Origin of the sequence: Pseudonocardia sp. N23, from assembly GCF_002583555.1 — a bacterium.
Lineage (GTDB): Bacteria > Actinomycetota > Actinomycetes > Mycobacteriales > Pseudonocardiaceae > Pseudonocardia.
In genome coordinates, this window is sequence record NZ_BEGX01000077.1 from 1 (window position 1) to 21,447 (window position 21,447).

The following is a 21,447-nucleotide window of genomic DNA, read 5'->3' on the forward strand; positions in this document are numbered from 1 at the left end:
TGAAATTCAGGGGAATGGTTTCGGACTTCGGTCCGGAACCATTCCCCTTTTTTTGTGCCCATTTTCAGGGCTACTGATCATTCGCGGCGGTCCGAGATCGGCGGCCGGGGACCTCGCCGGTGCTGTCCAGCGTGGGCCTGCAGGGCTCTCCAGGGCCGCGCAACGTGGTGGGCGGCGGGACGCCAACAGCGAATTGTATTCTGAACGGCATGAGTATCGCGGATGGTTCCGACGATAACCGTCCGCGACGCGAGCGTCGGGACGACGGCCGGACAGGTTCCGGGCGAACGTCGGGTAGTGATCGTCGAGAAGGTTCCAAGCAGGGGCGCGGGCAGAGCCGCGTCGGGTCGGGCTGGGGTGGTCGCGACGACCGCCGCGACAAGGGGAGCGACGGCGCCCGCCGGGACGACCGGCCCCGCAGTGACCGTCCCCGTGGCGACGACCGGCCTCGCAGTGACGACCGGCCTCGCAGTGACTCCCGCGGCCGCGACGGTGACCGTCGCGACGACCGCCGCACCGGTACCGACCGGCCGGCGCGTGACGACCGCGGCAGCGGCAGCTGGTCGAAGGACCGCCCCAGCCGCGGCTCCGACGACCGCGGCTCCAGCCGCTCCGGCGGATACGGTGGGGGCCAACGGGATCGCGATGGCGGTCGTGGACGTCCGGACCGTGCCGGCAGCGGCGGCGGTCGCTGGGAGGACCGCAAGCGCGACAGCGCCTCGGGCCCCCGGCGCGACGACCGCGACTCCCGCGGCGATTCGCGTGGCACCCGCAGCGATGCGCCGCGCTACCGGCGCGACAACGACGACCGCGGCCCGCAGCGTGACCGCCCGCAGACCGGCGGATGGCGCCGTGACGACCGGGACGGCGACCGGGGTGGGTCCTCGAGCGGCGGCTGGCGTGGCAACGACCGCGGCGACCGCACCGACCGCGGCGGCGACCGTCGCGGCGGTTACTCCGGTGACCGCCGCAGCGGTGGTACCGGCACGGGTGGACCCCGCCGCGACGACCGCGACTCCCGCGGACCGCGCCAGGGTGGCTACCGCGACGACCGCGGCGGAGAACGACGCACCTACAGCGGCGACCGCGGCACCGACCGTCCGCGCGATGACCGTGGAGGTGAGCGCCGCACGTACGGCGGGGACCGGGCACGCGACGGCGGATGGCGTCGTGACGACCGTGACCGCAAGGACGACGGCGCCCGCCGCGACGACCGTGGAAGCCGGGACGACCGTGGAACGCGGGACGACCGTGGCTCCCGTGACACCCGGCCCTCCAGGGACGACCGCGGTTCCCGTGACGAGGGTGCTCGTGGGGGCTGGGAGCGGCGTGACCGCTCCGACGACCGTCGCCCGCAGTCCGGTGGCGGGTTCCGCGACCGCGACCGGCAGGACGGTCGTGGGCGCTACGAACGCCGCGACGACCGCAGCGGCTCCGACCGCAGCAGCTCCGCGCGTGGTGATGAGGGCTGGAAGCGTCGCGACGACCGGGACTCCCGTCCCCAGCGCAGTGACGGCGACCGTCGCCCGGCCCGCCGCGACGACACCGCAGGTGGCCGCGGCCGAGGACCGATGGGTGGCGCCGACTTCGCCCGCCGCGAGTCGGACAGCGCCTCGACGTCGTCGGAGCACCCCGACGCCCGCCCCGGTACGGACGAAGTCCCGACGCCCGGCACGCCCACGACCGACGCCGCCTCGACGGCCGACGCCACCGGCGACGCCTCCGAGGCGGCTGTGCGCACGACCGGTTCCCGAAACACCGGCTCCCGGGACATGGGTTCCCGGGACACCGGCTCCCGGGACACCGGGGACCGTCGCGAGTACCGCCCGCGGCAGGACCGTCCGAGTGAAGGTGGGTTCCGTCGTGACCAGGGCTCGTCCCGGCGTGACGGCGACCGCCGCGACTCGGGTGGATCGTGGGACCGTGACGGCGCTCGTCCGGGCCGCGGCCGGGACGACAAGCGCGACGTCCACCGCACGGGCCGGCGTGACGACCGTCGTGACGAGGAGCGCGTGCACGTCACCGCGCCGCCGCTGACCGACGAGATCTCGGCGTCGGACCTCGACTCAGAGGTCCGCCGCGACCTGCGCGGCCTCCAGAAGGACACCGCCGAGACGGTGGCCCGTCACCTCGTCGCGGCCGGATCCCTCCTCGACGACGACCCCCAGCGTGCCCTCGAACACGCCCGCTACGCGCGCCGCAGGGCGTCGCGGATCGCGGTCGTGCGTGAGGCATCGGGCATCGTCGCCTACCACGCGGGGGAGTGGGCGGAGGCGCTCGGGGAGCTGCGTGCCGCCCGCCGCATGGGCGGCGGCCCCGGCCACCTGGCTGTCATGGCCGACATCGAACGAGCGCTCGGGCGCCCGGAGCGGGCCATCGAGATCGCGCGTGGCCCCGAGGTCGCCGACCTCGACGCCGCCGACAAGATCGAGCTGTCGATCGTCGCGGCGGGAGCCCGTCGTGACCTCGGCGAGCTCGACGCCGCGATCGTGGGCCTGCAGATCGCCGACCTCGACCCGGCGCGCCGCGACCCGTGGAGCGCACGGCTGTTCTACGCCTACGCCGACAACCTGCTGGCCGCGGGCCGTGAGGCCGACGCCGTGCAGTGGTTCGTCCACGCCCACGACGCGGACTCCGAGGAGGAGACCGACGCCGCGGCGCGCGTCGCCGAGCTGACCGGCGACGAGCTCGGTACCGAGGACGACGTCACATTCGGCGAGGAGGAATACCCCCTCGACGCCCACTCCACGGGTGACGCCGAGCCCGCGTCCGCCGGTGATGATCGCGGCGGCGCCGAACCCGAGGACGGGGCCGGCGACAACACCCACGGCGACACGAACGCCGAAGACGCCGCCGACGAGGCCGACGCCGACGAGTCCGACGCCGACGAGTCCGACGCCGACGAGGCCGACGCCGACGAGGCCGACGACGAGGCCGACGACGAGGCCGACGACGAGGCGCAGGATTCGGACGCGCAGGATTCAGCGGAGAGCCCTGCCGGCGAGACGAAGACGTCCGCCGCCTCCGGGTCCGGTCCCGCGGCGGAGGACGCCGCGACGACAGGAGACACCGACGTGAACCCGGCACCGACCATCGACGAGCAGCAGGACGGCGACGCCCGATGACCTCGCTGCTCGACCGGCACGACGTGCTGCTCGCCGACCTCGACGGCACCCTCTACGCCGGCCACGACGCCATCCCGCACGCGGTCGACGCGGTCGTCGACGCAGCCGCCCGCGGCGTGCGGACGGCCTACGTCACGAACAACGCGTCCCGGCGCCCGGCCGAGGTCGCGGCGCACCTGACCGAGATCGGCTTCCCGGCGACGACCGACGACGTCATGACCAGCTCGCAGGCCGGCGCGGCCCTGCTCGCCGAACAGGTCGCGGCGGGCGCGACGGTCCTCGTCGTCGGCACGGAGGCGCTCGCCGAGGAGGTCACGCTCGTCGGCTTGAAGCCGGTCCGCGAGGCGCCGGGTGCGGTCGCCGTCGTGCAGGGCCACAACCCCGACACCGGATGGCGGATCCTCGCCGAGGCATCGATCGTGCTGCGTGCAGGCGGGGTCTGGGTCGCGACCAACACCGACCTCACCCTGCCGACCGAGCGTGGCCCGTTGCCGGGCAACGGCGCGATGGTCACGGCGCTGAAGGTGGCCACGGGCCGGGAGCCGCAGGTCGCGGGCAAGCCCGGGCTGCGGCTCATGCAGCAGGCCGTCGAACGAACCGGGGCCACGGCGCCGCTCGTGGTCGGCGACCGCCTCGACACCGACATCCAGGGCGGGTACACGGCCGGGCTGCCGACGCTGCACGTCCTCACCGGCATCAGCCGGCCCGCCGAGGTACTGGCGGCCGTCCCGGACCAGCGCCCGACCTACGTCGCGGCCGACCTGACCGCGCTGCCCCGCGACGCCGACGAGCTCTCGACAGCGGCGGCCCGGCCGGGCTGGAGCGTCGAGGTCACCGGCGACGGCGGGCTCGTCCTGTCCGGCGACGGGCACGGCTCACCCGAACCGGGTCTCGACGCGCTGCGGTCGCTGTGCGCGGCGCACTGGGCGGCCGGGGGTGGGCCGTTCCGGCTCCGCACCGTCGGCGACGCCGCCGGTGCGGCGGCCGCCGAGCTGGGCCTGGCCACCACGGGCGCCGACAGCGTGGCCGTGAGCACGGGGGCCTGACGGCGGCACCGCCGACCACCCGGCCGGACGCACGGTCCGGACGGGTCCGGTCACCGGCTACCGTGACGGCATCCGTTGCCGTCCCGGGAGCCAGACAGACATGACACACCCGTCGCCGGAGCGACCGCGGCCCGTGCCGGGGCCGCCGCCCGGTGATCCACGTCCGGTTCCACAGGCCCACCCGGCCGGCGCCCGACCGCTCGACGCGGTCCGGGCATCGGTCGGTGCCGCGATGGCCGCACTCGGCGACGTGGCCGCCCGGCCCGTCGCCGACCACGTCGCGGCCTTCGAGGCCGTGCACACCGCGCTGGGCGACGCGCTGGCCGCCGGCAACCCCGCCGGTCCCGCGTCCCCCGAGCGGCGGTGACCCGGGTGGCAGGCCGGTTCCGGCTCGACGCCGAGATGGTGCGTCGTGGCCTCGCCCGTTCCCGCGGCCAGGCCGCGGAGATGATCGAGCAGGGGCGCGTCGTCGTCCGGGGGGTGCCCGCGGGAAAACCCGCCACGCAGATCGACCGGGACACCCCCGTGCTGGTCGCGGAGACCACCGGACGTGAGTGGGCCTCCAGGGGTGCCGCGAAGCTGCTCGGCGCGCTCGACGCATTCGACGTCGCCGTCGACGGGCTGCGCTGCCTCGACGCGGGCGCGTCGACGGGCGGGTTCACCGACGTCCTGCTCGACCGCGGCGCCGCGCAGGTCGTCGCCGTCGACGTCGGTTACGGGCAGCTGATCTGGCGGCTGCGCAACGACGACCGCGTGCAGGTCCACGACCGTACGAACGTCCGTGCGCTCACCGCCGACGACATCGACGGTCCGGCGGCGCTCACCGTCGCCGACCTGTCGTTCATCTCGCTGCGGACGGTGCTGCCCGCCCTGGTCGCCTGCACGGAGCCCGGCGGCACGCTGCTGCCCATGGTGAAGCCCCAGTTCGAGGTGGGCCGGGCGCGGCTCGGCGCCGGCGGGGTCGTGCGCGACGAAGGCCTGCGTCTCGCGGCGCTGACCGACGTCGCGGAGACGGCCCGCGGGCTCGGCCTGGTCGTCGTCGACGCCACGGCGAGCCCCCTGCCGGGCCCGTCGGGCAACGTCGAGTACTTCCTGCGGCTGCACGCCCCGGCCGGTGCCGGGACGGCGGCCGCGGATGCGGGCGACGACGTGCTCGCCCGCGCGGTCGAGGAGGGACCCCGATGACGGGCACGTCGCGCGAGGTGCTGCTCGTCATGCACACCGGACGCCCCACGACGCGTCGCACGGCCGCAGCGGTGGCCAAGCGGTTCGCGGCCGAGGGCATCAGGCTGCGCATGCTCGAGGACGAGCGCGACCGCCTCGAGCTCGACCTGCCACCGGGCTTCGAACCCGTCCTCGTCCCCGAGGAACCGGGCCGGGCCGAGGGCTGCGAGGTCATCCTCGTCCTCGGCGGCGACGGGACGCTGCTGCGCGGCGCGGCGATCGGCCGGATGTGCGGGGTCCCGGTGCTCGGGGTCAACCTCGGGCACGTCGGCTTCCTGTCCGAGGCCGAGGAGGACTCGCTCGACATGGCGGTGGACGCGATCATCGCGCGCGACTACAACGTCGAGGAGCGCATGACGATCGACGCCGTCGCCCGCATGGGTGATGTCGAGCTGGGCCGGACGTGGGCGCTCAACGAGGTGTGCGTCGAGAAGGCCAGCCGGGAACGGATCCTCGAGGTCACCCTGGAGGTCGACGGTCGGCCGGTGTCGAGCTTCGGCTGCGACGGCGTGCTGTTCGCGACGCCCACCGGGTCGACGGCGTATGCGTTCTCGGCGGGCGGGCCGGTGGTGTGGCCGCAGGTCGAGGCGCTGCTGCTGGTGCCGAGCAACGCGCACGCGCTGTTCGCGCGGCCGATGGTCGTCGCCCCGGACTCGAAGCTGGCCGTCGAGGTGCATCCGCACGGCTCCGAGGCGATCCTCGACTGCGACGGCCGGCGCACGATCGCATTGCCGCCCGGTGCGCGCGTCGAGCTGTGCCGCGGCGAGCTGCCGGTGCTGATGGTCCGCCTGGACGGGCGCCCGTTCGCCGACCGGCTCGTCCGCAAGTTCGACCTGCCGGTACGGGGCTGGCGCGGTTCCCGGCTGCCCGGCGACGACCGCGGCGACGACGACTGACCCGGTTCTGTCCACAGGCGGACGTTGCGGAACGTTCCGCGGGGTGCGACGCGCCGACCTGTGGATGGCCGCGCACGCCGCGTCGGTGGTCGGCCGTACGCTTCGCCCCATGCTGGCCGAGATGCGGATCCAGGGCCTCGGCGTGATCGACGACGCCACGCTGGAGCTCGACCCGGGCCTGACCGTGCTCACCGGGGAGACGGGCGCGGGCAAGACGATGGTGGTCACGGGGCTGACCCTGTTGGGCGGCGGCCGCGCCGAGGCGTCGCGGGTGTCGGAGGGCGCGAAGCGCGCGGTCGTCGAGGGCCGGTTCGCGGCCGGGCCGGCTGCGCTCGCGCTGGCCGAGGAGGTCGGCGCCGAGTCCGACGAGGGCGAGCTCATCGCCGTGCGCACCGTCTCCGCCGACGGGCGCTCACGCGCGCACCTGGGCGGACGATCCGTCCCGATCGGGGTGCTGGGCCGGCTCGCCGAGGCGTCGCTGGCGGTGCACGGCCAGAACGACCAGCTGCGCCTGTTGCGCCAGGCCGACCAGCGCGCCCTGCTCGACCGTTACGCCGGTGACGCCGTGGCGGGCCCGTTGCAGGCCTACCGGTCGGTGCGCGCGGAATGGCTGAAGGTGGCGGCCGAGCTGGTCGAGCGCCGCGACGGTGCCCGCAGGCTCGCCCAGGAGGCCGACCTGCTGCGCCACGGCGTCGCCGAGATCGAGGCGGCCGCACCGCTGCCGGGGGAGGACCGCGAGCTCGTCTCCCAGGCCCGCCGCCTCGCCGCCGCCGACGACCTGCGGGAGGCCGCGTCCGCCGCCCGCGCCGTCCTCGCCGGCGCCGACGACGCGGCCGACGCGATGGACACGCCCGGCGCGGTCGGCCTGGTGGGCGAGGCGCGGCACCGGATCGCCGCGGCGGGCGATCCCGAGCTCACCGCGCTCGACCCGCGGCTCGGCGAGGCGCTCGCCGTCCTCGACGACGTCGCCGCCGAGCTCACCGGCTACCTCGACCGGCTCGACGCCGACCCCGAGCGGCTCGCTGCGGTGCTGTCGCGGCAGGCCGAGCTGAAGTCGCTGACCCGCAAGTACGCCGCCGACACCGACGGCGTCCTGGCCTGGGCGGCCGATGCGCGCTCACGCCTGGACAACCTCGACACCTCCGACGAGGCCCTCGCCGCGCTGGCCGTCCGCCGCGACGAGCTCGGCGCCGAGCTGGCCGGGCACGCCGCCGCCCTCACCGCCGCCCGCACGGAGGCGGCGGGCCGGCTCGCCGCGGAGACCACGGCCGAGCTCGCGGGCCTCGCGATGCGCGACGCGTCGCTGACCGTCGGGGTCGCGCCGCGCGCGGCGACACCCGAGGCGGTCGAGGCGGGGGAGGCGATCGTCGTCGGCGGCAGCCCCCGTGTCGCGGGCGGCTCGGGCACCGACGAGGTCGAGCTTCGGCTGACCCCGCACGCGGGCGCGTCGCCGCAGCCACTGCACAAGGGCGCCTCCGGCGGCGAGCTCTCCCGCGTCATGCTCGCGCTCGAGGTCGCCCTCGCCGACGCCGACCCCGTGCCGACGATGGTGTTCGACGAGGTCGATGCCGGCATCGGTGGTCGGGCCGGCGTCGAGATCGGGCGCAGGCTGGCCCGGCTCGCGCGCAGCCACCAGGTCGTCGTCGTGACGCACCTGGCGCAGGTCGCGGCCTACGCCGACCGGCACCTGGTGGTGCACAAGGCGGGCACCGGCGGGGTGACCCGCAGCTCGGTGCGCACCCTCGACGACGACGAGCGGGTCGTCGAGCTCGCCCGGATGCTCGCGGGTCTCGACGACACCTCGTCGGGCCGCGCGCACGCCGAGGAGCTGCTGACGACCGCCGCGACCGACAAGACGGCGGCCGGCAGGACCGCCTCAGGCGAAGGACAGGCAGCGAAGCCGGCCGCCAGGAGCCGCCGGAAGGCGCGCTGACCCACACACCCCGACCCACACACCCCGACCCACACACCCCGACTCACACACCCCGACTCACACGCCCCGACCCACACGCCCCGACCCGCGTCCGGCGACCAAGCGTCACCGTGGCGCGGCCGCAGGCCCTCGTGCACCCGGCGCCGACACGCCACGGAGTGCCCCGGGACACCCCTGCGACCCGGACGTCACCGGTCGCGCCGTCCCGAACGGGTGACGATCACCGACCGGCGCCCACGGCGTGCCTGCGTCGCAACATCCGTCCCGGATGTCACAGTGCGTGCATGAAGCTGTCCGGCCTGCTGAACCGCTCGCGACCCGAGCTGCCAGGGCTCGCCGCGACCGCCCGCGTCGATCGGCGCACCGACGCCCTGCTGCGGCGGGTACGCCCGGGTGAGATCGCCGTCATCGACCAGATCGACATCGACCGCGCGACCGCGGACGCGCTCGTCGCCGCGCAGGTCGCGGCCGTGGTGAACGCGTCGCCGTCGATCTCGGGGCGGTTCCCCAACCTCGGCCCGGAGGTTCTCGTCGGGGCCGGCATCACCCTCGTCGACCGTGTCGGCGAGGAGGTGCTGCGCGCTGCGAAGGACGGCAGCAGGCTGCGGCTGCACGACGGCGTCCTGTACTCCGGGGACACCGAGATCGCCCGCGGCGACGTGCAGGACGCCGACTCGGTCGCCGACGCGCTCGTCGAGGCCAAGTCGGGCCTGACCCACCAGCTCGAGGCGTTCGCCTCCAACACCACCGAGTTCATGCGCCAGGAGCGGTCCCTGCTGCTCGACGGGCACGGCGTCCCCGAGGTGGAGGTCGACCTCGCCGGCCGGCAGGTACTCGTCGTCGGCACCGGGTTCGACCACACCAAGGAGCTGACGCGGCTCAAGGACTACATCCGCGAGTACCAGCCGGTGCTCCTCGGTGTCGGCGCGGGCGCCGACGAGCTGCTGGCGGCCGGGCACCGTCCGCACCTGATCGTCGGCGACCCGGCCGAGGTGTCGACCGAGGCGCTGACCTGTGGTGCCGACGTCGTCGTCCCCGCCTACGCCGACGGGCACGCCCCCGGCCTGCACCGGGTTCAGGACCTCGGTGCGAGCGCGGTGACGTTCCCCAGCACCGCGAACCCCGAGGACCTCGCGCTGCTGCTGGCCCACCACCGCGGCGCGTCGATGATCGTGACGGTCGGGCTCGGCGCCAGCATGGCCGAGTTCCTCGACCGCGGCCGGTCGGGCAGCAACGCCTCGACGTTCCTGACGCGGCTGCAGGTGGGCGGCATCCTCGTCGACGGGCGGGTGATCGCGGCGCTCTACCGCAGCCGCATCTCCGCCGGGGCGATCGTGCTCATGATCGTGGCCGCCGCCGTCGCGGTCGTCGCGGCGCTGGTCGTCTCCCAGGCGGGGGAGGCCGTGCTCGACACGCTCGTGCAGGCGTGGCGGTCCGTCGTCGGTTGGGTCAAGGACGTGTTCGGGTGATCTCCCTGCGGTACCACGCGGTGTCCATCGCCGCGGTCTTCCTCGCGCTCGCCGTAGGGGTCTTCCTCGGCGCGAGCGGACTGTCCGACCGGGTGCTGTCGGCGGTGTCGACGACCCGCGACGACCTCGGCTCGCAGGTCGACCAGCTGACCGCGCAGCGGGACTCGCTGTTGGCGGAGCAGGCGTCGGCCGACCAGTTCGCGTCGCGGATCGGCCCGTCGGTCGTGAAGGGGCTGCTGCCCGGCCAGACCGTGGCACTGGTGACCATCGGCGCCACCGCCGCGGACCGCGACGCCGTCGCCGCGCTGATCGGGCAGGCGGGGGGCACGGCGACGGGCACCCTCGCGCTGACCGACGCCGTCACCGATCCCGCGCGCGCCGACCAGCTGCGCGAGCTCACCGCCCAGTTGCTGCCCGCGGGTGCGCAGCTGCCGGCGGCGTCGGACCCGGGGAGCCTCGCCGGTGGCCTCCTGAGCTCGGTCGTGGCGCTGCGCGACGGCAAGCCGCAGGCCGACCCGACCCAGATCCAGGCCGTGGTGTCGGGACTTGCCTCGGCGGGCTTCGTGACGCCCGGCCCGGTGCCGGCGCCCGCGAACCTCGTCATGGTCGTCACCGGCTCCACGTTCAGCGGTCCCGACGCCGGTGACGCGGCCGCCGTACCGGCCCGGATGGCCACCGAGCTCGACCGCGGCGCGGCGGGCGCGGTCCTCGTCGGCCGGTCCGGCTCCGCGGCCGCGACGGGCGCGGTGGGGGTGGCCCGCGCCGACCGCGCGGCGACGGCTGGCCTCTCGACCGTCGACGACGTCGACACCGGTTCCGGACGGGTCGCCGCGGTGCTCGCGCTGCGCGAACAGCTCGACGGGAAGGCCGGTGCGTACGGGTCGGGCCCGAAGGCCGACGCGAGCGTCCCGGCCTGACCCCGGAAGCGACCCGGTAGGGCTCCCACCAGGGGACGCGCCGCGGTGGCGGGGCTGCCGTCGACGAACCGGACGATCCCGGTAAGCTGAAACTCCGTGCAGCCTCGCGCCACGCGTCATCTTTTCGTCACCGGTGGGGTCGCCTCCTCACTCGGGAAGGGCCTCACGGCCTCCAGCCTCGGTCAGCTTCTGACCGCCCGCGGTCTGCGGGTCACCATGCAGAAGCTCGACCCCTACCTCAACGTCGATCCCGGGACGATGAACCCGTTCCAGCACGGCGAGGTGTTCGTCACCGAGGACGGCGCCGAGACCGACCTCGACATCGGGCACTACGAGCGGTTCCTCGACCGCAACCTCCACGGCCGCGCCAACGTCACGACGGGGCAGGTCTACTCCGAGGTCATCGCCAAGGAGCGCCGCGGCGAGTACCTGGGCGACACCGTCCAGGTCATCCCGCACATCACCAACGAGATCAAGGACCGCATCCTCGCGATGGCGGACCCGGACACCGACGGTGTCGTCCCCGACGTCGTCATCACCGAGGTCGGCGGCACGGTCGGTGACATCGAGTCGCTGCCGTTCCTCGAGGCGGCCCGCCAGGTCCGCCACGAGGTCGGTCGCGACAACTGCTTCTTCCTGCACGTCTCCCTGGTGCCGTTCCTGGCGCCGTCGGGCGAGCTGAAGACGAAGCCGACCCAGCACTCGGTCGCAGCCCTGCGCAACATCGGTATCCAGCCCGACGCGCTGGTCCTGCGTGCCGACCGGGACATCCCGGACGGGATGAAACGCAAGATCTCGCTGATGTGCGACGTCGAGCTCGACGGTGTCGCTGCGGCCGCGGACGCACCGTCGATCTACGACATCCCGAAGGTGCTGCACCGCGAGGGCCTCGACGCCTACGTGGTGCGCCGGCTCGGGCTGCCGTTCCGCGACGTCGACTGGACGGTGTGGGGCGGTCTGCTCGACCGCGTCCACCACCCGCGGGAGACCGTGCGGATCGCGCTCGTCGGCAAGTACGTCGACCTGCCCGACGCGTACCTGTCGGTCACCGAGGCGTTGCGCGCCGGCGGTTTCGCGCACCGTTCCCGGGTCGAGGTCGTCTGGGTGCCCTCCGACGAGTGCGACACCCCGCCGGGTGCCGCCGCGGCGCTGGAGGGCGTCGACGGCATCCTCGTGCCCGGCGGGTTCGGCATCCGCGGCATCGAGGGCAAGCTGGGGGCACTGACCCACGCCCGCACCCGCGGCATCCCGACGTTCGGCCTGTGCCTGGGCCTGCAGTGCATGGTGATCGAGACGGCGCGCAACGTCGCCGGCCTCGACGGCGCCAGCTCGACGGAGTTCGATCCCGAGACCCCGCACCCCGTGATCTCGACGATGGCTGAGCAGGTCGACGTCGTCGCCGGTGAGCGGGACATGGGCGGCACGATGCGCCTGGGCGCCTACCCGGCCACGCTGGTCGAGGGCGGTGTCATCGCCAGGGCGTACGGGACGACGCAGGTGTCCGAGCGGCACCGGCACCGTTTCGAGGTCAACAACGCCTACCGCGACCGGCTGGCGAAGGCCGGGCTGCGGTTCGGCACGTCGCCCGACGGCGGGCTCGTCGAGTTCGTGGAGCTGTCGGTCGACGAGCACCCGTTCTACGTGGGGACGCAGGCGCACCCCGAGCTGAAGAGCCGGCCGACGCGCCCGCACCCCCTGTTCGCGGCGTTCGTGCGGGCGGCGCTGGACTACCGGGCGGCCGAGCGCCTGCCCGTCGAGGTGCACGCGCCCGACGAGTCCGCCGCGCGGAACACTGCCGCACAGGACGCCGCCGCACAGGGCGCCGCCGCACAGGACGGCGCTGTGCAGGACGCCGCTGGGCAGGTCCCGGGCGGCGACGCGGTGACGGCGTGACCGACCGGCACGTCTTTCCCGTCGAGTCGTCGTCCGACGTCTACACCGGACGCGTCATGGCGCTGCGCACCGACCGGGTCGTGATGCCGGGCGGGCGCGTCGCGACCCGGGAGATCATGGAGCACCCGGGTGCCGTCGCGGTCGCCGCCGTCGACGACGAGGACCGCATCGTGCTGATCCTGCAGTACCGGCACGCCGTCGGCCGCCGGTTGTGGGAGCTGCCCGCGGGCCTGCTCGACATCGCGGGGGAGGACCCGGCGCTCACCGCGCCCCGTGAGCTCGCCGAGGAGGCGGGCCTGTCGGCGCGGGACTGGTCGGTGCTGGTCGACACGACTCCGTCGCCCGGGTTCTCCGACGAGGCGGTCCGCGTCTACCTGGCCCGCGGGCTCACCGACGTCGGCCGCCCCGACATGGGCGACGACGAGGAGTCCGACATCCAGGTGCGGCGGTTCCCGCTCGCCGAGGCGCTCGCGATGGTGCTCGACGGCACGATCGTCAACGCTGCCACCGTCGCAGGGGTGCTCGCTGTGCAGGCTCTGGGCGGCAGGGCGGGGCGTCCCGTCGACGCGCCGTGGCTCGACCGGCCGACCCGTTTCGCCGCCCGCGCGGACGGCTGAGACCGGCCGTCCGGAGGTCCGCGCCCCGACCGCCCCGACACCCCGCCGAGTTCGGCGTGGGACTGCTTCGACCATGATCGGAGCCAGTCCCACGCCGGACTCGGCGCGGGGTGTGATGCCCCGACGCCTCCGGCGGGCGGGTGCAGGCGGGATCAGGCCAGCGCGGGGACGACCTCGCGCTCGAACAGCTCGATGCCCGAGCGGTCGTAGGCGGCCTCGGGGAAGTAGAAGATGCCGTAGCCGAGGCCGCGCTTCTGCAGCCCCTGCAGGTTCTCGACGATCTGCTCCGGCGTCCCGTGGCCGGGCATGCCCTCGACGGCACGCATCTCCTTGGCGGCGCCGTCCTCACCCGCGGTCGCGACCAGCCGCTCCCGCAGGCGCGCGAGGCGGTCGGCGACCTCCTTCTCGTCCGCGCCGATCGTCACCATGTAGTTGGACGAGCGTGTGATCGCGTCGAAGTCGGTGCCGACGGCCGTGCAGTGCGCAGCGAGCAGCTCGGACTTTCGGGTGAAGCCCTCGGGTGTGCCGCCGAAGTTCGTGTAGTCCGCGTACCTCGCGGCGATCTTGAGCGTGACCTTCTCGCCGCCGCCGGCGATCCAGAGCGGGATCCCGCCGTCCTGCAACGGCTTCGGGAACACGAGCGCGCCGTCGACGGTGTACTCGCGCCCGGCGAGGTCGACCTTCCCGTCCGCCCACGCCTGCTTGAAGATCTGGACACCCTCGTCGAGCTGTCGCAGCCGCTGGGGCGCGTCGGGGAAGTCGTAGCCGTAGGCACGGAACTCGTGCTCGTACCAGCCCCCGCCGATGCCCATCTCGACCCGGCCGCCCGAGACGTGGTCGACGGTCGCGGCGATCTTCGCCAGGTGGACGGGGTTGCGATAGCCGATGCACGTGCACATCTGGCCGAGCCGTACCCGCTCGGTGATCGCGCCGAACGCGCCCGTCAGCGTCCAGGCCTCGTGCGTCGCCTCCTCGGTGGCGACGGGCGTGGTGTGGAAGTGGTCGTAGACCCAGATCGACTCCCACGCGCCGGCGTCGGCGTGCTGCGCCAGGCCCTTCATCACACCCCACTGGTCGGCGGGGTCGACACCGACGAGGTCGAGCCGCCAGCCCTGGGGAACGAACATGCCGAAGCGGAAACCAGACATGGCTCGACCCTATGTCCGACGACCGGGGTGCGCGGCGTGGTGCCGTCACCCCCGGGGGCGGGCAGGGCAGGATGGGCCGATGGCAGTGGCGACGGACCGGCTGGACGCGGTGGTGGACGCCTACCTGGCGCACCTCGCCGTCGAACGGGGAAGCTCGCCGAACACGTTGCGCGCCTACGGCAACGACCTGCGTCGCTACACCGGGCACCTGCGCGGGAGCGGCGTCGCGGACCTGGCGGCGGCCCGGGAGGCCGACGTCAGCGGGTTCGTCGTCGCCCTCCGCAGCGGGGAGACGCCGCTGGCGGCGTCGTCGACGGCCCGGGCGCTGGCGGCGGTACGTGGGCTGCACCGGTTCGCGGCCCGCGACGGCCTCGTCCCCGACGACGTGTCCCGCGCCGTCACCCCGCCCGCGGCGGCGAAACGGCTGCCGCGCACGCTGAGCGTCGACGAGGTCGAGCAGCTGCTCGCCGGCTGCATCGGCGACGGCCCGACCGGGCTGCGCGACCGCGCCCTGCTGGAGCTGCTGTACTCGACGGGCGCCCGCATCTCCGAGGCCGTCGGGATCGACGTCGACGACCTCGACACCTCGACACGGACGGTCCTGTTGCGCGGCAAGGGCGGCAAACAGCGCATCGTGCCCGTCGGCAGGCCCGCGCTCGCCGCCGTCGACGCCTGGCTGGTCCGCGGCCGCCCCGCGCTGTCGGCCCGCAGCCACGGCACCCCGGCGCTGCTGCTCAACGCCCGCGGCCGGCGGCTCTCCCGGCAGAGCGCGTGGCACGTGCTGCGCGGCGCCGCGGAGGTCGCCGGGGTGCGCACCGAGGTGTCGCCGCACACGCTGCGGCACTGCTTCGCGACGCACCTGCTCTCCGGCGGGGCCGACGTCCGGGTGGTGCAGGAGTTGCTGGGGCACGCGTCGGTGGCGACGACCCAGGTCTACACCCACGTCAGCGTCGACGCGCTCCGCGAGGTCTACGCGACGGCGCACCCGCGCGCCAGGGCGTGACCGGGCCCGGATCTCCAGTACCTTCCGGCGTCATGCACCGGAGCCGTCTGCTGCCGATCGTCGCGTTCGCGCTGGTCCTCGCCGGCTGCGGGAACGTGCAGTTCACCGGCAGCGGCTCCGGCGCGGGCGACACGAGTGCGCCGGGAGAGACCAGCACGCAGCGTCACGACGTCGCGGTCACCCGGGTCGACGTCGACTCGGACTCGGGAACCGTGCGGGTCGAGGCCGGGGCGGACGGGTCGGCCAGGGTCGACCGCACGCTGCGCTGGAGCGGCGACCGCAAGCCCGTCGTCACGGAGACGGTGGAGGGCTCGGTGCTGCGGATCACGGCGCGGTGCCCGGGCAGCGGCTCGGACCGGTGCGAAGCGGGACTCGTCGTGACGGTGCCGGCCGCCGCGGCGGCGACGGTGCAGCTCCGGGCCGGTGGCGTCACGGTCACCGGGCTGTCGGGCGACCTGGACCTGACCTCGAACGCCGGTGGGGTGACGGGGGAGCGGCTCGGCGCCACGACGGTGAAGGCCGAGACGTCGGCGGGCGGGGTCGACCTGGGCTTCGCGACCGCGCCACGCCAGGTGGACGCCCGTTCGAGCGCCGGGTCGGTGACGGTCACGGTCCCGGGCGGCCCTTACGCCGTCACGGCGGACTCGTCGGCCGGCGACGCCCGGGTGACGGTGCCCACGGACCCGGCAGCCCGGTCGCGGATCACGGCACGCAGCAGCGCGGGCGACGTGACGGTCACCGCGGGCTGACCGGCGCCCCAGCAGCCCCATCAGCCACCCCGGACCGTGAGGGTTGCTCCGGACGGCGTAGCGTGGCCGAACCGTCTCGCCCGCGCACGGCGAGCCGCGTTGCCGCACGTCGCACGGTTTTCCTACGCTGCGGCGAGGACCACCCCGACAGGGGCGCTCACGAGGAGACCGGAGCCCGCATGGACACACCGCGGCCCCTCGAACCCCGTCGTGACCCCGGCGACGACGAGGACTTCGACGTCGACGACGGCGCCTCGGTGGACGAGCCGGTGGCCGCACCGGGCCGCGGAGGGAGACACCGTTTGAGCCCGCCCGTCCCCGAGCCGTTGACCGAGCACGGTCCGGCGCGCGTCATCGCCGTCGCGAACCAGAAGGGCGGCGTCGGCAAGACGACGTCGACCATCAACCTGGGCGCGGCGCTGGCGGAGTACGGGCGGCGGGTGCTGCTGGTGGACTTCGACCCGCAGGGCGCGCTGTCGGTCGGGCTGGGCGTGCAGCCCCATCAGCTGGAGACGACGATCTACAACCTCCTCATGGAGCGCGGCGTCGAGGCCGAGGACGTGATCATGGAGACGTCGGTCGAGGGCCTGGACCTGTTGCCCAGCAACATCGACCTGTCCGCGGCCGAGGTGCAGCTGGTCACCGAGGTGGGGCGGGAGCAGGTGCTGGGCCGGGCGCTCAAGCGCGTCCTCGACCGCTACGACGTGGTGCTGATCGACTGCCAGCCGTCGCTCGGCCTGCTCACGATCAACGCGCTCGCCTGTGCCGACTCGGTGCTCATCCCGCTGGCCTGCGAGTTCTTCAGCCTTCGCGGCGTCGCGCTGCTGATGGACACGATCGACAAGGTCACCGACCGGCTCAACCCCGACCTCACCCTGCTCGGCGTGCTGCCGACGATGTTCGACCCGCGCACCCTGCACACCCGCGAGGTGCACCAGCGCGTCGTGGAAGCCTTCGGGGACAAGGTGTTCGAGGCCGTCATCAACCGGACGATCAAGTTCCCGGAGACGACGGTGGCGGGCGAGCCGATCACCAGCTGGGCGCCCACCTCGAACGGCGCCGAGGCCTACCGGCTGCTGGCTCGCGAGGTCATCGCCCGGTGACGGTGGTCGAGAACGACCCGATGCTCGGCCCGCCCGAGCGGCCCGGCAGGTTCCAGGTCCGGCTCCACAACTTCGAGGGCCCGTTCGACCTGCTGCTGCAGCTGATCGGCAAGCACGAGCTCGACATCACCGAGATGGCACTGCACCAGGTCACCGACGACTTCATCGCCCACCTCACCGCGCTCGGCGACGACGCGGACCTCGACGAGACGACGGAGTTCCTCGTTGTCGCCGCGACCCTGCTCGACCTGAAGGCGGCCCGGCTGCTGCCGGGCGGCGACGTCGAGGACGCCGAGGACCTCGCCCTGCTCGAGGCCCGTGACCTGCTGTTCGCGCGGCTGCTGCAGTACCGGGCCTACAAGCAGGTCGCGGCGATGTTCGTCGAGCTGGAGTCCACGGCGCTGCGCCGCTTCCCGCGTTCGGTGGCGCTGGAGGAACGGTTCTCGGCGCTGCTGCCGGAGGTGCTGCTCGGCGTCGAGCCGGAGGCGTTCGCGGAGCTCGCCGCGTCGGTGTTCCGGCCGAAGCCGCCACCGACCGTCGGGGTGGAGCACCTGCACGCCCCGCAGGTCTCGGTACCCGAGCACGCGGCGCTGCTGCGCGAACGGCTCGCGGAGCTGGGGGTCGCGTCGTTCGCCGAGCTCACGGCCGACTGTGTGGCGCCGTTGGAGGTGGTCGCCCGCTTCCTCGCGGTGCTGGAGCTGTACCGTGAACGCAGCGTGTGGCTGGAGCAGCCGGAGGCGTTCGGCGAGCTGACGGTCCGCTGGATCGCCGAGGGTTCCGGCGACGCGGCCATTCCACCGACGGCCGACCCCGAAGACGAGACGTGACCCAGTCCCACCCCCACACCACCGCAGGCGATGCGCCGGGCGGTGCGGCGGCCTACGGCGGCGACGGGGAACCGGACCGCGTCGGCGGGCGCCACGGGGTCGACGGTCCGGACGGCCCGGCCCCGGCGGACCGGCCCGAGGACCTCCCGGTCCTCGACACCGACACCGAGCTCGACGCGGCGCTCGAGGCGTTGTTGCTCGTCGTCGACGACCCGACCGAGGACGACGCGCTCGCCTCGGCGTTGGGGGAGCCCGTCGCCCGGATCCGCGGTGCGCTGCAACGGCTCTCGGCCGCCTACACCGCGGCGGGGCGGGGTATCGACCTGCGCCGCGTCGGTGGGGGATGGCGCTTCTACACCCGTGACCGGCACGCCCCGTTCGTCGAGCGCATGCTGCTCGACGGGCAGCGTGCCCGGCTCACCCGGGCCGCGCTGGAGACCCTCGCGATCGTCGCCTACCGCCAACCCGTCACCCGGGCCCGGGTGGCGGCGGTGCGCGGCGTGAACTGCGACGGTGTGCTGCGCACGCTGCTGACCCGCGGCCTCGTCGAGGAGGCCGGGGTCGACACGCAGACCCAGGGCACGCTGTTCCGCACCACCGAGCTGTTCCTGGAACGGCTCGGCCTCGACGCCGTCACCGACCTGCCGCCGCTGGCACCGTTGCTGCCGGACATCGACAGCATCGACGCCCTCGTCGACGGCATCGACGACCCCTGAAACCCCGATCCGGCTTCCCGAGATCGGTTCCCCGAGAACAGATCACAGAGCAACAGACGTGAGTGTGATGAGTACCCAGAGTCCCGACGGTGTCCGCCTGCAGAAGGTGCTGGCCCAGGCCGGTATCGCCTCCCGGCGGGCGGCCGAGAACCTGATCGCCGCAGGGCGCGTCAGCGTCGACGGCGAGGTCGTCCGTGAGATGGGCCGCCGTGTCGACCCCGACACCGCTGTCGTGCACGTCGACGGGGCGCGGGTCGTGCTGCGCGACGACCTCGTGTACCTGGCCCTCAACAAGCCGCAAGGCATGCTGTCGACGATGGCCGACGACCGTGGCCGTCTCTGTGTGGGCGACCTCATCGCCGACCGCGCCGAGCTGCTCAACCAGGCCGGCAGGCTGTTCCACGTCGGCAGGCTCGACGCCGACACCGAGGGCCTGCTGCTGCTCACCAACGACGGCGAGCTGGGCCACCGGCTCATGCACCCGTCGTTCGAGGTGGAGAAGACCTACGTCGCGGAGGTCGCGGGCCAGGTCGCGCGCGACCTCGGCAAGCGGATGCGGGCCGGGATCCAGCTCGAGGACGGGCCGGTCGCCGTGCACTCGTTCAAGCTCGTCGACTCCTCGGCCGGCCGCTCGATGGTCGAGATCGTGCTGCACGAGGGCCGCAAGCACGTCGTCCGCCGGCTGATGGACGAGGTGGGCTACCCGGTGCTGCGGCTGGTCCGCACCGGCATCGGCGACGTGCGCCTGGGCGAGCAGCGGCCGGGCAAGCTGCGACCGCTCAACCAGGTCGAGGTCGGTGCGCTCTACCGCGCGGTGGGTCTGTGACCGGGCCCTCGATCACGGGGTAATAGGGTGCGTGACATGGCTGTACGTGCGGTGCGGGGCGCCATCCAGGTCGATTCGGACACCAGGGACGACATCCTGGAGGGCTCCGCCGAGCTGGTGACGGCGGTGCTCGAGCGCAACGGGCTGGTGTCCGACGACATCATCTCGATCGTGTTCACCGCGACGCCGGACCTGACGGCCGAGTTCCCCGCGTACGCCGCCCGGCTGCTGGGCCTGACCGACGTGCCGCTCATGTGCGCGTCGGAGATCGCGGTGCCGGGTGCGATGCCGCGGGTGCTGCGGCTGCTGGCCCACGTCGAGACCACGCGGACGCGGGCCGACCTGCGGCACGTGTACCTGGGCGGAGCTGCGGCGCTGCGCACCGACCTGCCCCAGTAGCCGGGGGATCCCAGCAGCCGGCGCGAACCGGGCGCACGGCACAATGGTCGACGGCCCCGCGAGATGCGCCGGGTCCGGCCGGTCGAGCGGCGCGTGAGGCCGCGTCCCGACGGACGTGGCCCGGGGGAGGAGTCGGTGGCGGTGACCGGTCCGGGAACGCTGCGCGGTGTCGTGGCGATGGACGGCCCGTCGGGCACCGGCAAGTCGACGGTGTCGCGGCGGCTGGCCGCCGCCGTGGGCGCGGCCTACCTCGACACCGGGGCCACCTATCGCGCGGCCACGCTGGCGGCGCTGCGTGCGGGCCTCGACGGGTCCGCATCCGCCGAGCAGCTCGTCGCTGCCGCCAACGGTGCCTGTATCGAGTCCGGCACCGACCCGGACGGCCCCACGATCCGTCTCGACGGCGATGACGTCGCGGCCGAGATCCGCGGCGGCGCCGTGACGGCGTTCGTGAGTGCGGTGTCGGCGCTGCCCGAGGTCCGCGACCGGCTCGTGGCGGCCCAACGGGCCGTCATCACCGCCGCACTGGCCACGCACGGCGGCATCGTCGTGGAGGGCCGCGACATCGGCACGGTCGTCGCGCCCGACGCGCCGCTGAAGGTCTACCTGACCGCGTCCGACGAGGTCAGGGCCGCGCGCCGGGGCCGTCAGGACGCGCGCGCGGGCCGCGGCGGCGACGTCGCGACCGTCCTGGCCGACGTCCGGCGCCGCGACCGCCTCGACTCGACGCGCGCGGTGTCGCCGCTGCACAGGGCGACCGACGCGCTGCTCGTCGACACCGACGAGCTGTCCGCCGAGGCCGTCCTCGCCGAGCTGCTGCGGCTCGTGTCGGAGCGCGGGCTGCTGTCGTGACCGCCGCCCGCCAGTCGGCGCAGGCCGTCGCCGAGGGTGATCTCCCGGCGGGCGCGTCGCCACGGCTGACCGACGTCGCGCGGTGGGTCGGGACGTGGTGGTTCCGTCCGGTGTTCCGCGTGTACGTGCACCATCGCGAGCGGGTCCCGGCCTCCGGGCCGGTGGTGCTCGTCGCCAACCACAGCTCGATGGTCGACGGGCCGCTGTTGTACGGACTACTGGGGCGCCGCGCGGTGTTCCTGGTCAAACAGGAGATGTTCCGCGGCCCGATGGGCGCGGTGCTGCCACGGATCGGTCAGCTGGCCGTCCGCCGCGGCGAGGCCGACCGGAAGCCGCTGACCGCGGCGCTGGGCGTGCTCCGCGGCGGCGGGCTCGTCGGGGTGTTCCCCGAGGGCACCCGTGGCAGTGGCGAGGTCGCCGCCGCGCAGCAGGGTGCGGCGTGGCTGGCGCGGGCGTCGGGGGCGGTGGTGCTGCCGGTGGTGTGCCGGGGGACCTACCGCGCGCCGGGCGCGCCGCGACGGTGGCGGCCGCGGGTTGACCTGTGGGTCGGCGAGCCGATGGCGGCGCCGACCGGGAAGGGTCGCGCCGAACTGGCTGCGGCCACCGAGACGATCCGTGCCGCGCTCGCCGCGCTGGTGGCGGAGGTAGACGAAGTTCGGAGCAGGACGTGAACGAGACAGGGACCGACCGGGGAGACCGCGCGG

Annotated in this window: 20 protein-coding genes; 19 read left to right on the forward strand and 1 reads right to left on the reverse strand. The window is 74.3% G+C overall.

Going from position 1 to position 21,447, the window contains the following annotated elements; genetic code table 11:
- Positions 1 to 209 precede the first annotated feature (209 nt).
- The 10 genes from TOK_RS34305 (at position 210) to TOK_RS21605 (ending at position 13,120) form a co-directional block, all read left to right on the forward strand.
- Positions 210 to 3,125, forward strand: coding sequence for a hypothetical protein (locus TOK_RS34305; protein WP_253258546.1), 2,916 nt, complete (start codon positions 210 to 212; stop codon positions 3,123 to 3,125).
- Positions 3,122 to 4,171, forward strand: coding sequence for an HAD hydrolase-like protein (locus TOK_RS21565; RefSeq protein WP_098959825.1), 1,050 nt, complete (start codon positions 3,122 to 3,124; stop codon positions 4,169 to 4,171). The genes TOK_RS34305 and TOK_RS21565 overlap by 4 nt, the downstream gene beginning before the upstream one ends.
- Positions 4,172 to 4,403: 232 nt before the next feature.
- Complete coding sequence (locus TOK_RS34760) at positions 4,404 to 4,538, forward strand: hypothetical protein (RefSeq protein WP_256387996.1); 135 nt, start codon at positions 4,404 to 4,406, stop codon at positions 4,536 to 4,538.
- Positions 4,539 to 4,543: 5 nt separating this feature from the next.
- On the forward strand, positions 4,544 to 5,356 hold the full coding sequence (locus TOK_RS21575; RefSeq protein ID WP_098960031.1) for a TlyA family RNA methyltransferase: 813 nt from the start codon (positions 4,544 to 4,546) through the stop codon (positions 5,354 to 5,356).
- Positions 5,353 to 6,291, forward strand: coding sequence for an NAD kinase (locus TOK_RS21580; protein ID WP_098959827.1), 939 nt, complete (start codon positions 5,353 to 5,355; stop codon positions 6,289 to 6,291). Before TOK_RS21575 ends, TOK_RS21580 begins: the two co-directional genes overlap by 4 nt.
- 109 nt (positions 6,292 to 6,400) lie before the next feature.
- Entirely contained in the window at positions 6,401 to 8,224 is a 1,824-nt protein-coding gene (recN, locus tag TOK_RS21585) for a DNA repair protein RecN (protein ID WP_098960032.1), read from the forward strand.
- Positions 8,225 to 8,508: 284 nt separating this feature from the next.
- Positions 8,509 to 9,693, forward strand: a complete 1,185-nt coding sequence (steA, locus tag TOK_RS21590; RefSeq protein WP_098959828.1) for a putative cytokinetic ring protein SteA — start codon at positions 8,509 to 8,511, stop codon at positions 9,691 to 9,693.
- Positions 9,690 to 10,610 carry a copper transporter gene (locus TOK_RS21595; RefSeq protein WP_098959829.1) on the forward strand — a complete coding sequence of 307 codons (921 nt, stop codon included), beginning with the start codon at positions 9,690 to 9,692 and terminating at the stop codon, positions 10,608 to 10,610. Before steA ends, TOK_RS21595 begins: the two co-directional genes overlap by 4 nt.
- Positions 10,611 to 10,706: 96 nt before the next feature.
- Positions 10,707 to 12,503 carry a CTP synthase gene (locus TOK_RS21600; RefSeq protein WP_253258547.1) on the forward strand — a complete coding sequence of 599 codons (1,797 nt, stop codon included), beginning with the start codon at positions 10,707 to 10,709 and terminating at the stop codon, positions 12,501 to 12,503.
- Positions 12,500 to 13,120 carry an NUDIX hydrolase gene (locus TOK_RS21605; protein ID WP_305775567.1) on the forward strand — a complete coding sequence of 207 codons (621 nt, stop codon included), beginning with the start codon at positions 12,500 to 12,502 and terminating at the stop codon, positions 13,118 to 13,120. The genes TOK_RS21600 and TOK_RS21605 overlap by 4 nt, the downstream gene beginning before the upstream one ends.
- A gap of 152 nt (positions 13,121 to 13,272) precedes the next feature.
- On the opposite strand, the gene TOK_RS21610 is transcribed toward TOK_RS21605, so the two are convergent.
- Entirely contained in the window at positions 13,273 to 14,268 is a 996-nt protein-coding gene (locus TOK_RS21610) for a TIGR03560 family F420-dependent LLM class oxidoreductase (RefSeq protein ID WP_098959830.1), read from the reverse strand.
- A 79-nt stretch (positions 14,269 to 14,347) separates the two neighbouring features.
- On the opposite strand from TOK_RS21610, the gene xerD reads away from it, so the two are divergent.
- The 9 genes from xerD to TOK_RS21655 all read left to right on the forward strand — a co-directional run bounded on the left by xerD (position 14,348) and on the right by TOK_RS21655 (position 21,414).
- Positions 14,348 to 15,271, forward strand: a complete 924-nt coding sequence (xerD, locus tag TOK_RS21615) for a site-specific tyrosine recombinase XerD (protein ID WP_098959831.1) — start codon at positions 14,348 to 14,350, stop codon at positions 15,269 to 15,271.
- A gap of 32 nt (positions 15,272 to 15,303) precedes the next feature.
- Entirely contained in the window at positions 15,304 to 16,020 is a 717-nt protein-coding gene (locus TOK_RS21620) for a DUF4097 family beta strand repeat-containing protein (protein ID WP_098959832.1), read from the forward strand.
- Between the two features lie 179 nt (positions 16,021 to 16,199).
- On the forward strand, positions 16,200 to 17,123 hold the full coding sequence (locus TOK_RS21625) for a ParA family protein (protein WP_098959833.1): 924 nt from the start codon (positions 16,200 to 16,202) through the stop codon (positions 17,121 to 17,123).
- 20 nt (positions 17,124 to 17,143) lie between these two features.
- Entirely contained in the window at positions 17,144 to 17,950 is an 807-nt protein-coding gene (locus TOK_RS21630) for a ScpA family protein (RefSeq protein WP_098960034.1), read from the forward strand.
- The gene (gene scpB / locus TOK_RS21635; protein WP_098959834.1) at positions 17,947 to 18,666 is read left to right on the forward strand and encodes an SMC-Scp complex subunit ScpB; all 720 of its coding nucleotides are present in this window, start codon (positions 17,947 to 17,949) and stop codon (positions 18,664 to 18,666) included. Before TOK_RS21630 ends, scpB begins: the two co-directional genes overlap by 4 nt.
- Before the next feature lie 67 nt (positions 18,667 to 18,733).
- Complete coding sequence (locus tag TOK_RS21640; RefSeq protein ID WP_098959835.1) at positions 18,734 to 19,492, forward strand: pseudouridine synthase; 759 nt, start codon at positions 18,734 to 18,736, stop codon at positions 19,490 to 19,492.
- Positions 19,493 to 19,528: 36 nt separating this feature from the next.
- A complete protein-coding gene (gene aroH, locus TOK_RS21645) occupies positions 19,529 to 19,891 on the forward strand; it encodes a chorismate mutase (RefSeq protein ID WP_098959836.1) in 363 nt (120 codons plus the stop codon).
- 177 nt (positions 19,892 to 20,068) lie between these two features.
- Positions 20,069 to 20,743 (forward strand): (d)CMP kinase, encoded by a 675-nt coding sequence (gene cmk, locus TOK_RS21650; protein WP_216362060.1) that lies wholly within the window; start codon positions 20,069 to 20,071, stop codon positions 20,741 to 20,743.
- A complete protein-coding gene (locus tag TOK_RS21655) occupies positions 20,740 to 21,414 on the forward strand; it encodes a 1-acyl-sn-glycerol-3-phosphate acyltransferase (RefSeq protein WP_098959837.1) in 675 nt (224 codons plus the stop codon). Before cmk ends, TOK_RS21655 begins: the two co-directional genes overlap by 4 nt.
- Positions 21,415 to 21,447: the final 33 nt, after the last annotated feature.